The 13,128-nt window shown below is 40.5% G+C and carries 10 protein-coding genes; 5 read left to right on the top strand and 5 right to left on the bottom strand.

The window, feature by feature from the left end:
- Nucleotides 1–26: 26 nt before the first annotated feature.
- Nucleotides 27–161, top strand: a complete 135-nt coding sequence (locus tag RIC88_RS07250; RefSeq protein WP_350216861.1) for a hypothetical protein — start codon at nt 27–29, stop codon at nt 159–161.
- On the opposite strand, the gene RIC88_RS07245 is transcribed toward RIC88_RS07250, so the two are convergent.
- From RIC88_RS07245 to RIC88_RS07235, 3 genes are read right to left on the bottom strand one after another with little or no spacing between them, the layout of a single operon-like run.
- Nucleotides 144–767, bottom strand: a complete 624-nt coding sequence (locus tag RIC88_RS07245) for a DUF2306 domain-containing protein (RefSeq protein ID WP_350216859.1) — start codon at nt 765–767, stop codon at nt 144–146. The genes RIC88_RS07250 and RIC88_RS07245 overlap by 18 nt on opposite strands.
- Nucleotides 768–777: 10 nt before the next feature.
- Nucleotides 778–3,162, bottom strand: coding sequence for a bifunctional UDP-N-acetylmuramoyl-tripeptide:D-alanyl-D-alanine ligase/alanine racemase (locus tag RIC88_RS07240; protein ID WP_350216858.1), 2,385 nt, complete (start codon nt 3,160–3,162; stop codon nt 778–780).
- A gap of 3 nt (nt 3,163–3,165) precedes the next feature.
- A complete protein-coding gene (locus RIC88_RS07235) occupies nt 3,166–3,993 on the bottom strand; it encodes a GNAT family N-acetyltransferase (protein WP_350216857.1) in 828 nt (275 codons plus the stop codon).
- A 102-nt stretch (nt 3,994–4,095) separates the two neighbouring features.
- Between RIC88_RS07235 and RIC88_RS07230 the strand changes: the two genes are divergently transcribed.
- Nucleotides 4,096–5,349 (top strand): adenylate/guanylate cyclase domain-containing protein, encoded by a 1,254-nt coding sequence (locus tag RIC88_RS07230; RefSeq protein WP_350216856.1) that lies wholly within the window; start codon nt 4,096–4,098, stop codon nt 5,347–5,349.
- Nucleotide 5,350: 1 nt separating this feature from the next.
- Nucleotides 5,351–7,333 (top strand): polyphosphate kinase 1, encoded by a 1,983-nt coding sequence (gene ppk1 / locus RIC88_RS07225; protein WP_350216855.1) that lies wholly within the window; start codon nt 5,351–5,353, stop codon nt 7,331–7,333.
- Here the strand turns inward: ppk1 and RIC88_RS07220 are convergent.
- A complete protein-coding gene (locus RIC88_RS07220; RefSeq protein WP_350216854.1) occupies nt 7,321–7,944 on the bottom strand; it encodes a Pycsar system effector family protein in 624 nt (207 codons plus the stop codon). The two genes, ppk1 and RIC88_RS07220, sit on opposite strands and share 13 nt — an antisense overlap.
- Nucleotides 7,923–8,486 carry an HD domain-containing protein gene (locus tag RIC88_RS07215; RefSeq protein WP_350216853.1) on the bottom strand — a complete coding sequence of 188 codons (564 nt, stop codon included), beginning with the start codon at nt 8,484–8,486 and terminating at the stop codon, nt 7,923–7,925. The genes RIC88_RS07220 and RIC88_RS07215 overlap by 22 nt, the downstream gene beginning before the upstream one ends.
- A gap of 130 nt (nt 8,487–8,616) precedes the next feature.
- On the opposite strand from RIC88_RS07215, the gene RIC88_RS07210 reads away from it, so the two are divergent.
- Together RIC88_RS07210 and RIC88_RS07205 are read left to right on the top strand one after the other, a co-directional pair.
- Nucleotides 8,617–9,537 (top strand): SdiA-regulated domain-containing protein, encoded by a 921-nt coding sequence (locus RIC88_RS07210; RefSeq protein WP_350216852.1) that lies wholly within the window; start codon nt 8,617–8,619, stop codon nt 9,535–9,537.
- Complete coding sequence (locus RIC88_RS07205; RefSeq protein WP_350216851.1) at nt 9,534–13,124, top strand: metallophosphoesterase; 3,591 nt, start codon at nt 9,534–9,536, stop codon at nt 13,122–13,124. The genes RIC88_RS07210 and RIC88_RS07205 overlap by 4 nt, the downstream gene beginning before the upstream one ends.
- The last annotated feature ends 4 nt before the right edge of the window (nt 13,125–13,128 follow it).

Genomic DNA, 13,128 nt, shown 5'->3' with positions numbered 1-13,128 from the left:
AAATAAATAAAGAGTAACTTTATGTTATGGGTAAAAAAGCCAAAAAGTCGAAAAAAAGCACCAAAAAGGAATCTGAAAATGAAAAGCCGGATCAGGAAAATGAAAAGCCGGGATTTCCTGAAGATGTAGACTTCAAGAAATTTTTAGGTTGCGGCGGCTAGGTATTTACGCTGGATGATCCATTCTGCTACAAACAAATTTGGTACCCAGCAAAACCAGGCAATGGCCTGATAAGCTTCTGCTTCGGGAATCCCTGATATAATCATCAATGGCATAAATATCCTGAGCGTGACAGCTCCTAATGTCACAGCAAAGCTTCGGATCATCCACCGCTCATGCGCATCAATGTCACGATTCTTTATTTTCATGAAAGCCATAACAGTAAATCCAAACCAGCATAGTGCCATCATTCCAAACCCAAGCACGTTATTAAAGCCACCATTGGCAAACATGGCCATGTAAAATGCGCCCGGTGAGCTAATCAGCACAATTGCTACCAAATACAGGTAACCGATTCTTCTATGAATATGTAAATAACTATTTCTAAAGTTTCTTAAAAACTGCGTCCAGCCAAGCCCTAGTGCTACTGCTCCTCCTATGAAATGCATGTGAAAAGCAATCCGCCAGGTGAATACATCCGAAATACCATTTGTTTTGAATGAGTAAAAGTCTTCTCTAAATAAGTGGGACAGTGCATAAAGTGCCACTCCTATGCAGAGGAACCCATAAAATCCATTTCGAAACTTGATGATTGGCCTGGCTTTCATAATGCTAAATTTACTCTGAAACGAATATGCGCTTTACCCGGTTGCTCACATTTGTTAAAATTTCATACGGAATCGTACTAGCCCAGCTAGCCAGATCTTTGATGGAAGGTTCCTCCCCAAATACGATGACTTCATCTCCCTCTTTTGCATCTGCATCAGTAACATCTATCATTGCCATGTCCATACAGACATTCCCAACGGTTGGACACAGTTTCCCAGCAACACTCATTTTGGCATTCCCATTTCCAAAAATTCTTAAATACCCATCTTCATATCCAATAGGCACCACGGCTATTTTACTATCACGCTCTACTTTTCCCATTCTGGAATATCCGACGGTATCCCCTGCTTTTAGGTGTTGAATTTGTGAAACTATTGATTTAAGCTGGCTTGAAAGTCTAAGTGGCAATTGGTCAGTAGGGTCAAAACCATGAAGACCAATACCCAGGCGCACCATGTCAAAATGATACTGCGGCCATCGAACCATTCCCGGAGAATTGCAAGCATGCTTTGCCGGTTTGTACCCAATAGCTGAAGCAATCTTTTCATAAACTGCTTCAAAAACCTGTGCTTGATTGATCGTAAAATCATCTTCGCTGGCTACATCTGAACTGGAAAAATGGGTAAATATGCCCTCCACTCTCACCTGAGGATTTTCCTTTAGTCTACTTATTAACTCATCAATTTTTTCGGGAGAAAAGCCCAGCCTATGCATCCCGGTATCAATTTTCAAATGAATCCGTGGTTGCTCACTAGTATCCTTTAGCATTCGATTGAAATGTGAAATACTGAAGATTTCAGCTTGTAAATCATACCGCTCAAATTGCTCAAAACTTTCCGTATGCGGATTCATAATCATGATCGGAATACTGATTCCGTTCTTCCTCAGCTGGATTGCTTCATCCACATACGCCACTCCAAGCATGTCTACCCGCTGATGCTGTAGAAAATTGGCCACTTCCAAAAGGCCGCTTCCATAGGCATTGGCCTTTACCATTACCATTAATTTGATTTGCGGTTTCAATAGTGCGCGGTACTGGTTGAGGTTGTGTTGCAGTGCTTCAAAGTTTACCTCCAGCACAGTTCCGTGGCTTGTAGCTTCAAGTCGCTTTACCACTCTTTCCAATTCAAAATTTCGGGCTCCTTTAACCACTATCATTTCATCCTGAAAGTGTGGTAGATTTTCTAAAAGATCATCAGTATCCTTGAAAAATTCTGAGGACTTAGGAAGCAAACCAGCTGCCTTACTTATACTCGGTCCTACGCCGATCAAACGACTTATTTGTTTATCATTGAGCATGTTGGCAATATCTCGATACAAATCTTGGTCAGGCTTTCCCGAATGCAATATATCCGAAAGAATGAGTGTTCTGGATGCGTTTTGTTTGTGGAATTCCAGGTAATCTAAAGCCACTTTCAACCCAGCCTCATCATTATTATATGAGTCATCCAGAATGTAGCATCCATTTATGCCTTTCTTTAGTTCCAACCTCATTGGGATACCCTCAATCAGGTTAATTCCACTTTGAATTTCTTCTTGATCCAGCCCTAGCTCTTTTGCAGTTATTATTGCATGAGTCAGATTTTCAAGCTGAGTCTTACTTTCAAATTCTGTAGTGAAAGTAGATTCATTCACCTTGATATACCCGTTATCCCATATCACTTTATAATTGGCATTTCCATTCAAACTCCAAGAAACGACCCGTTCGCTAAGCTTCTTTTCAATAGAAGAAAAATAGGAGGTGTTACTCCTACAAATCACTTTCTCTGCGTCAGAAAATAACAATAGTTTTTCAGACAGCTTTTGCCCGGATGACTCAAACCCGTCATCATGAGCCTGTCCTAGATTGGTGAAAATTCCAATGGATGGTTGAATCATCTTTTGGAGGTTTTTCATCTCGTCCATTCTGGAAATTCCGGCTTCAAAAACACCAATCTCATGTGTATTTCGAATCTCTAAAAGAGAGACAGGCACTCCAACCTGGGAGTTGTAGCTTTTAGGGCTTTTGACTACAAAGTACCTTTCTGACAGGATTGTGGATAACCATTCCTTTACGGTAGTCTTTCCGTTACTGCCTGTTATGCTGATTACCGGAATGTCAAATTGGGCTCTATGATTACCAGCAATTTGCTGTAATGCCATTAAGCTGCTTTCAACCACCAAAGAGTTTGCTTCAGATAATTGCAGGTCTTTCTCAAGAATAAAGTTTCTAACCCCTTTTTCCCATGCACTTTTCACATAGTCATGACCGTCTCTTTTACCTCTGATAGCCACAAATACTTCTGATGGATTTCCGGTCAGTGTACGTGAGTCCGTCGAAAATCTGATCACTTCGCTATCTGAATAGAGATTTAGTTGGCCGTTAGTAATGTCCTTTAGGTGGGAGAAAAGCATCACCTAAATTATCAATTCCATTTCATATTGATTGACCTGATTTTGAAAACCTGCCCTTGTAAGGAAAGCATCAAACCCTAACTCATCTTCGGGGATGTTCATAATGGTCAGTGGCTTTTTAGATTCACTTTGTGCTGCTGCCAAAAGTGCCTCCCCTATTCCATTCTGACGATGTATCCGATCCACTGCCATCTGAGATATCCGGCCTAAATGTGGCTGAAATATGATATATCCTGTTACCTCATCCTCTTGCCTTGCCAACAAAACTCTTTCATCACCCAACTTCAGCTGAGCAGAACTGTCTAAGAATGAAGGCTCAAAATCATTAAAATTGAAGTTCACGTTACTAATATTTCCTTCTGTCACAGTCCCGCCATAAGTTGAAGTTATGGGCTGTATCATTTTATAGCATTTAAACTTTCGTTTAACCGTGAAGCCAATTTTTTCATAAAGTGAAATCGCTTTTTCGTTTTGCTCAATCACTTCTAATAAAATTCTTGCCAGAAATTCGCTCTGAATTTTAGGAATAAGAAATGCATACATCTGCTCTGCAATTTTCTGATTTCGAAAACCAGGCAGAACCCCAGTTCCTCCATTATACGCCGTAGGTATTCCCTGATAAACATTGGAAGCATGAAGGATAAAGCCTGTCATCTGATCCCCATCAAAACAACCGGCAGAAATGTTTCGGTTGTATTGTAGTTTCTTCTGAATCCGATAAGCAAATTCTTCTTCAGTTGGTTGTAGCTTCACTTCATAGTTGGTAAAGGCCATTTTGAACGTATAAAATAGCTTTTCGAAATCCGCATCTGTAAGCAACCGTATATTCATAAATAATTACATTGGAGAAAGGAACTAACCTGACCCATAAAAGTCTTATTACTTCGGCGTTTTATTAAAATTACGCTTATCTGACCAAAAGGAAAACCCTTAATGCAACTAGAAGAATGTATTGATCTGGAGATTGTTAAAACAGAGAAAAGGCGACTCGAAATTTTCCTGGGAATTCTCTCCATTGGACTGATCCTGCTTTTTTTGAACATCACACTTTTTCCGATCACCATTTCAGAAGTTTTCCTTGATGAAAGGAGCATGAAACTCGGAATCTACACCTCCATTGGATTTATTGTTTTGCTTCTTCTTTCACGTATGATGGTAGGCAAAATTTCTAGTTGCGAAAAACCTTTGCCTGTCTGGTATAAGTATTATTCCATTTTACTGGACTCGATAGTCCCCTTCATTTGGTTGTACTTTATTATCAAATGGGAAGGCAATGGCATATTCCTGGATTCTCCGCTTATTTTCATATTCGTACCAATTATTATCGTATCAGCCCTCCATTTAAGCCTTTGGTTGAGTTTTCTTAATGGTTTGATCATAGCCATTTTATATGCCGTGATTACCTTTTGGGCATTTGAAAATTATGACACTTCTTACATGTTACCTTCTCTGGTTTACTACACCAAAGCAATCATGTTTTTAATCGCCGGGGCTTGTGCAGGGCTTGTGGCGAGGGAGCTCAAGAAAAGGCTTACGATATCAATCGAAACCCAGGAGGAACGTGATCAGATTGAATCACTTTTTAGCAAGCAAGTGTCAAAAGAGGTGGTTCGTGCCCTGAAAGAGGCAGGGGGGGCAAGCTTTAAAATCAAAGCTTCCGTGATGTTTCTGGACATCAGAGACTTTACGCAAAAAGTGCAACTCCTTTCTCCGGAAGATGTAAACGCATTTCAAAATCGATTTTTCGGACCAATCATGGACTGCATTCATGATAACAATGGAATGATTAATCAGCTTATGGGGGATGGGCTCATGGCATCATTCGCATCAGAGGATGGTGATACTCCAGAAAATGCTTTCAAAGCGGCAAGGGATATTCTATCGAAAGTCTCCCAAATGAATAAATCTGAGTGGAGCGAGAAGATCAAAGTTGGGATAGGCATCCACAATGGAGAAATAATTGCTGGCAATATTGGAAATAGCACACGACAGCAATTTTCTATTTCGGGAATTCCTGTCATCACCGCTGCAAGACTGGAACAGCTGACCAAAGATTACAATTGTTCATGGTTGGTATCTGCGACATTCTATGAAAACATCCGTCACTTAGCCAAAACCGGAACTTCTCTTGGTGCAGTGAAGCTCAAAGGAATAGATCAGGAAATGGAAATCATCAAACTAGCCTAAAGTGAAATTATTCAATCGGGACCTTAGCTGGCTATCATTCAACTATCGAGTGTTGATGGAAGCAATGGATGATTCTGTTCCACTGCTGGAAAGATTGAGGTTTATCGCCATCTATTCTTCCAATCTGGATGAATTTTTTAGGGTTAGGGTCGCAAGCATCCGGAACATTAAAGAGATTGACAAAAAGAAAATTAACAAGCGGTTAGACTTCAATGCAAAAACATTGTTGGGCGATATTCATGTCGAAGTAAAGACACAACTTGATGAATATGGCAAGATCTTAGATCATATTGTTAAAGAGCTAGCCAACAACAAACACGTGATTTGTACTCACACTGATCAAATTCCAAAAGAGCTTGGAACTGATTTGCTCCATTATTTCAAAACACACGTTTCAGCATTTCTTCGTCCCATTAGCATTGATAATGCTAAAACGCTGTTTCTAGATAATCAGGCCATTTATTTGGTGATAAAAACCGAGGAGCAGAAAAGCTTTTTAGTGAATATCCCAACCAATCATCTTCCTCGATTTTCAAAGTATCATTTCAAAGATGAAACATATTATGTCTTTCTAGATGATGTAATCAGGCAGCATGCAGACTTGCTATTTCCCGGAATGAAAATCACCGGAATGCATGCCATAAAACTTAATAAGGATGCGGATTTACAAATCGATGATGAGTTTTCAGGAAATTTGGTCCGCAAAATCGAAAAGCAAATCCAAAAGAGAAATTTAGGGTCACCGTCTCGATTTCTATTCGATAGTGAAATAGATGAGGAGATGCTGAAAATACTTGGAGAAAAACTTAAGCTGGCAGCAGAAGATATGGTCGTTGGTGGCAGGTATCATAACCTCAATGACTTCTTTCAAATATCAATTTCTGATCCAAAGCTTGTGTATCCTCAGCAATCTCCAATTCGTTCTTCTGATCTGGAAAAATCCAGATCAATTCTCGAGCGCATTGAAAGCCAGGATCATCTCCTTCACTTCCCATACCAGTCATACGATTACATACTTCAGTTTTTCAATGAGGCATCTATTGACCCTGATGTTGAGGAAATAAACGTCACTTTTTATCGGATGGCTAAAAACTCGCTGATCGGGGAGTCTCTTATTAGTGCCGCCAAGAACGGAAAAAAAGTTGCCGTTTTTATGGAGGTAAAGGCTCGATTTGATGAACAGAACAACCTGGAATGGGCGATCAAAATGAAGGAGGCCGGTGTTAAAGTAATTTATAGCCTTCCCGGATTAAAGGTTCATGCGAAGGTTGCCCTGGTAAAGAAAAAAGATATCATGTATGGATTTTTTGGAACCGGAAACCTCAATGAAAAAACTTCAGAAATATACTGCGATCATGGACTATTGACAGTTAATAAATCAATGACGCAGGAGTTGTCCTATGTATTTGAACACCTCCTAACGAAATACACTCCTCCTCCATTCGAACAGCTAATCGTTTCCCAATTTGGAGCCTATGAAAAATTTATAGAGAAAATTGATCGGGAAGTAAAACATGCCGAATCCGGAAAAGAAGCTCGGATCATCATAAAAGTGAACAACCTACAGGAGCAAGCGCTCATCAATAAACTCTATGAAGCGTGTGAAAAGGGGGTAGACATCAAATTAATCGTCAGGAGTATTTGCTGCGTGGTGCCCAATGAAAACTTAAAGGTTAAACGAATTGTAGACCGGTATCTTGAGCATGGGAGGATTTTCTATTTTCATAATGATGATGCACAAGAGGTCTATCTTGGATCAGCGGACTGGATGGAAAGAAACCTGCACCGACGTATTGAGGTTTGTTTTCCTATACACGATGACCTAATGAAACAGGAGCTACTTACCATATTGAAATTTCAATGGAAAGATGACATAAAGGGTGTTTGGCTATCCCCTGAAATGAAAAATGATAGACCTGAAAAGGAAGGTAAGGTACGTGCTCAAACGGCTACTTATGAGTATCTAAAAGATCAATACGGATAAGGAGATTTGAAGAAAAGCTCGGCAACAATAAACCCGAGAATCGCCAGAACAAAGCCAAACATGAAAATGGTGTAGCTGATCCTTAATAGACGATACTTCTTACCCAAAACTGCTCCGAGGTAATAAATATCCTTGATCATGCTGCCATACAAGTAATCTGCGTCTTTTAGCATCTCAGTCATTCCCCACTTATAATCCTCAAGCTTCATCCGGTGAAAATTCCCAAAGAACAACAAGTTCGCTTTCTTATTGATAATATCTTCATGCTTAAACTTCCCAGTGGTCACATTCGGTCGAGTAGCCAAAACAGCGAATACAATGGTGGTGAGACAAACCAGTGTCAACATTATAGCCGGAATAGTCATGTGAGGGTATTCTTCCAACTTCCTGATGAGTACGGAAACGAGGACAGACAGGATGATCGAATTGATCGATATCATGATATTCGCTTTATTATCAGCGATGGCGCTCAGCTCCATGTGATTTTTGGAAGTGGTGCGAAACATGGTCTCAATACCACGGGTTGGCTTGAGCTCCTTCGCCTTTTTCACCTTCTTTTTTAGCTTGGTGACTTTCTCTTCCAGCTCTTCTACTTTTTCGCCTTTTTCCATGACTTTAAGCGGTCTTTTATTTTACTAAGATTTTCTTTCACTGCCGCCTCGTAATTCTTCCTGGCATACTCGGTGAAGAAACAATGCTTATCCAAAAATTCCTGATTCATTTTCAGCCACTCAGATTCGGGTATTTTGCAAACCTTCGTCTTTTCAATTTCCTTGTGCAAAAGGTCCGCTTTCGCAAAGTAGTTATGCCCTGCCAAGTGCATCATATCCGCATCGCAAATAATTTGTTCCAGTATATTATCAGGTTTCTGAGGCATTTGGGTTGCCATGATACACCCCTCTACTTTTTCTATTTTACTCTCGGGGTAATCATGTTCTGACAAAAACTCTCGTGCCATTTCTGCACCATTCCGCTCGTGGTTATCACAGCCTCTGATGTATCCAATATCATGAAACCAGGCTGCAATCTGAACGATTTCTGCCTCCTCATAATTAAGGTTTTGTTTCTCAGCAATCTCAATGGCTGAGTTTACTACGTCAAGCGTATGATTAATAGAATGATAAGTCATATTATCAGGCAGCTTCTTTGACAATAGCTTTATTGTATGATCTTTTACAAGACTAATAATTGAACTCTCGGTCATCATTCTCATCTAATCCTGCACAAAATAGAACAAAAAATAAGCATTTTAGTGTTGTAGCCTTGACATTTTAGAACAACCTATGAATTTCATAAAGAACATATTGCTCATTTTATTGTTCATTTCTCTCATTTCTTTTAACCAAAGTTGCTCCACCTCCTCTTTTGGTCAGCACGCTGATAGCTTGTTTTTAGTCGACCATCAATTAGAACACACCTACAACTTAAAAAGGCCAAGTGAAAAACACTTCTTACCATACGTCCTGGAAGAAATCTCAGGTTTGACATACAAGAATCCTTCCAATGTTCTTACGGTAGATGACGAGTCAGGGAAAATTTTTGAGTACGATCTAAAACAAAGAAAAATTGTTCATTCCATCACATTCTACAAAGCGGATGATTATGAAGGAATCGAACTTGTAGGCGAGGATGTCTATGTGTTGAAAAATGATGGTGATATTTTTCATTTCAATTATAGTGAGGAAAAAGAAACCATTTCCAAAAAGTATGAAACTGAGCTTCATAGTGACAATGACACAGAAGGGCTCGGATATGATCGCTCAAGAAATGAACTCTTGATTGCATGTAAAGAAGATGGACATATTGATAAGTCTGAAATTGAAGGGCGCGCTTTTTACGCTTTTGATTTAGGCACTAAAAAGCTTTCATTAACACCGAGATTTATTATCGGACCGAAACAATTAGAAGCATTTTGGGAAACACACAAGTCTTTTGATTATGAGAAAGATCGAATCAAATTCAAGCCATCTGCCATTGCCACTCATCCCATTTCAGGGCATTATTACGTCCTGTCTTCCATCGGGAAAATGATGGTCGTAGTGAATAAAAAAGGTCAAATTTTAGGCACCTATCCCATTTCACCTCGTGTGTTGGGTCAACCGGAAGGTATATGCTTCGCTCCAAATGGAGACCTGTATATTAGCAGTGAAGGGGAAGGTGACCGAGGGTATATTCTAAAATTTGATATGAAAGTCAGCTCATGAAAAAATTTGTGTCGATCGCCTTACTTCTACTTCCTTTCCTTTCATTGAGCCAAAAAATCTATTTGATAGGAGATGCTGGAGAACCCAAAAACCCAGATCTAAACCTTAATCTCCTCAAGAACAAAATTGCTGAAGCGACCTCCAATGATTTTCTCGTTTTCCTTGGTGATAATTTGTACCCCAAGGGACTCCCTGATATAGAAGATCCCCTGCGAGAGGAGATGGAAAACAAGTTGATACCGCAGCTTGAAATCATGAAAGCATTTCCAGGTAAAGCCTATATCATTCCCGGCAATCATGACTGGGCTCAAGGTAGGAATTTTGGATGGGAACGTGCCCTCAATATGGAGCGGTTCGTCCGAGACTACTTTGAGGGTGAGAATATTTTCCTTCCAACCGGCGGATGTCCCGGACCCTATGAAATCCCGATGGGCGACAAGTCCACTTTAATTATTCTAAACACACAGTATTTCCTACACGGGTGGGACAAACCAGATGAAGATGATAACTGTGAGAACAAATCAACCATAGAGGCACTAGAAGATTTAAAAGCAATTATTACTCGAAATGCTGGAAAGCATATCCTGATTGCAGCACACCATCCTGTTTATACATATGGCGAACATCACGGGAATTTTAGCTTCAAAAATCAAATGTTGCCACTCCCAATTTTGGGGAGTCTGCAGCCATTATTTCGAAGACTGATAGGTAACATTCAGGATAACACCCACCCGAAATACCGGGCAGTGATGAATCAGATAATTGCGGCTATGAATCAGGCCGAAAATGTAGTTTATGCGGCGGGGCATGAACACTCACTACAGTTTATTCAAAAGGACGGGCATCACTTTATTGTCAGCGGATCTGGTTCAAAAACTACCCATGTGAAAAAAGGGAAAGGAAGTCTTTTCGCCAAAGAAGAACAAGGATTCGCCATTCTGACGATGCAAGAAACTGGCGAAGCAGGCGTAGCTTATTGGGGCGTTGAAGGTGGTCTGTTATTTGAAACTGAGCTTTACCAAAAAGAATTAAAAGAAAGTCCAAAAGAAACAGCCCCTTTAAACTTTTCAGATAGTACAATAACTGTTGTAGCGAGTAGGAAATACGAAGGTGATAAAGTGAAACATCGATGGCTTGGCAAGAACTACAGAGATGTTTGGAGTACTCCGGTTGAAGTTGACGTTTTCGATATTGGTACTGAAAAAGGGGGTCTTTCTGTTGTCAAAAAAGGTGGGGGAATGCAAACCAAATCACTGCGCCTGGAAGCGGAAGACGGAAGAGAATATGTTTTAAGATCTATTGAAAAATATCCTGAAAATGCTATTCCCACAGCTCTTCAGAAAACTTTTGCTCAGGATATAGTGGAAGACCAGATTTCGTCTTCTCACCCTTACGGCGCATTTATAGTGCCTCCTTTGGCGGAAGCTGCCAATATCTATCATACCAATCCTAAACCTGTATTCATCCCAAATGATCCTCGCCTGGGCCAATTTCAAAACACCTTCGCCGGAACCTTGGCTCTTTATGAAGAACGTCCTAATGAGGCAGCATCCAGAGACCCACATTTTGGTGGTGGAGAGGATATCGACGGGACTGATACGGTCATTGAAAATCTGAGAGAGGATAATGACAATGAAGTGGATCAAAATTTTGTTGTCAGAAATCGTCTTTTCGATATGTGGATTGGGGATTGGGACCGACACGATGACCAATGGAGATGGGCACAAATTGATAAAGAGAATGGCAATATCTATCGCCCCATTCCTAGGGATCGGGATCAGGTCTTTTTTATCAATGAGGGCATCATTCCAAAGATTGCTGCCAGAAAGTGGGCCTTACCAAAAATTGAAGGATTTGATGAAGAAGTGGATTGGGCCCCCGGCATAAGTCAAAATGCACGATTCTTTGATCGGACATTTATGAATGAACCTGACTGGGAAGACTGGGAAGAACAAATTAGATTTTTAAAAGCAAACCTTACAGATGAAGTAATTGACGGTGCAGTAGCTCAATGGCCTGATAAAATTGAAGAACTAACCGGTGTGCGAATCAGAACAGGACTTAAGGCCAGACGTGACAATATGGAATCTTATGCCCGCGAGTTGTACCTCTATTTATCGAAAGAAGTTGAGATAACTGGATCGGATAAACATGAGCATTTTTTGGTCGAACATCTAAATGAGAGAGAAACGAAAGTGACCGTCAGAAAAAGAAAGAAAGATGGGGAACTGGAACAAGTGATTTATGAGCGGATCTTTCAGTCAGATGAGACAAAGGAGGTTAGGCTCTATGGATTGGATGGAGAAGACGTGTTTGAAATAAAGGGTGCTGATTCCAAAATTAAAATTCGTGTCATTGGAGGCACAGACAAGGATCTAATTGTTAATGGAAATGCTGATGAAAAACTTAAAAAAGTAAAGATCTATGACCGCTACAAGAGCACACGTGTTCAGGGGAATTCCAAAGGAATTTTAAAACTAAGTGACAATCCGAATATCAATCGATACGACCGCAAAGCATTCAAATATGATGTTTTGATGCCACTGGTAACCGGTGCTATCAACCCCGATGACGGCATCTTTTTAGGAGGTGGCTTTGTTTACACCAAGCATGGCTGGAGAAAAGAACCTTTTGCTGCCATGCACAAATTTACTGCCATTGGAGCATTTGAGACAGGCTCCTTTCAATTTGATTACTCCGGTGATTATACTGACATATTTGGAAAGTGGGACCTAAACACTTCTGCGCTATGGCAGGAACCCTTTTTCGTGAATAATTACTTCGGTATCGGAAATAAGACAGAATTCCTGATGGATCAGTTTGTAGCTCCGGATGACGATCCAATTGACTACTACCGTGTGAGAATGGATCGGCTTGAACTCAATGCAGGTGTATCAAGAAATGTTGGTGCGAAGGCCAAATTCTATGTTAGCTCCGGATACAAATCTGTAGAAGTAGAAGAAACCGCCAACCGATTCATTACGGATCAGCCATCCGATCAGGATGATTTTGAGTCTAATCAGTACGCTCGATTTTTAACAGGGATTTCGTTTGACTCGAGAGATCAAAAGGTTTTACCTAGAGCCGGGATGACGGCAAAAGCAGAAGTAGAACACCTGGAAGCCATCACTGATTTTTCTGAAAACACCACCAGATTAAGTGCGGAGTGGGCTTTCTACTTGACAGCAAAGCTGCCATCCAGACTGGTCATCGCTAACAGACTCGGGGCTGCACACATCACATCAGACAAGTTTGATTTCTTTAATGCTAATATTCTGGGAGGTCGTTCTAACCTTCGAGGCACAAGGCGTACCAGATTTTACGGGCAAACGTCCTTTTATCATAACCTCGATTTGAGATTGAAATTGTTTTCTTTCAGGAGCTACATTTTTCCTGGCCAATTCGGAATACTTGGATTTCATGACACAGGTAGAGTTTGGGTGGATGGTGAAAACTCTGATGCATGGCATACAGGAAAAGGTTTTGGTGTGTGGCTAAGTCCATTGAATACGGTAGTACTCAATTTCAATTATGCATTCGGAGAAGATGAGAACCTGCCGACTTTCTCCATGAGCTTTTTCTTTTAATAGC

It is taken from the genome of Ekhidna sp., from assembly GCF_040220215.1.
Lineage (GTDB): Bacteria > Bacteroidota > Bacteroidia > Cytophagales > Cyclobacteriaceae > Ekhidna.
This window is presented reverse-complemented; position numbering and strand designations above follow the sequence as displayed.

Excerpts from the sequence above, each read along its gene's own strand:
- RIC88_RS07235 (WP_350216857.1), bottom strand. The coding sequence starts at position 3,993 with ATGAATATACGGTTGCTTACAGATGCGGATTTCGAAAAGCTATTTTAT.
- RIC88_RS07245 (WP_350216859.1), bottom strand. The coding sequence starts at position 767 with ATGAAAGCCAGGCCAATCATCAAGTTTCGAAATGGATTTTATGGGTTC.
- RIC88_RS07230 (WP_350216856.1), top strand. The coding sequence starts at position 4,096 with ATGCAACTAGAAGAATGTATTGATCTGGAGATTGTTAAAACAGAGAAA.
- RIC88_RS07205 (WP_350216851.1), top strand. The coding sequence starts at position 9,534 with ATGAAAAAATTTGTGTCGATCGCCTTACTTCTACTTCCTTTCCTTTCA.
- RIC88_RS07240 (WP_350216858.1), bottom strand. The coding sequence starts at position 3,162 with ATGCTTTTCTCCCACCTAAAGGACATTACTAACGGCCAACTAAATCTC.
- RIC88_RS07210 (WP_350216852.1), top strand. The coding sequence starts at position 8,617 with ATGAATTTCATAAAGAACATATTGCTCATTTTATTGTTCATTTCTCTC.
- RIC88_RS07220 (WP_350216854.1), bottom strand. The coding sequence starts at position 7,944 with ATGGAAAAAGGCGAAAAAGTAGAAGAGCTGGAAGAGAAAGTCACCAAG.
- RIC88_RS07250 (WP_350216861.1), top strand. The coding sequence starts at position 27 with ATGGGTAAAAAAGCCAAAAAGTCGAAAAAAAGCACCAAAAAGGAATCT.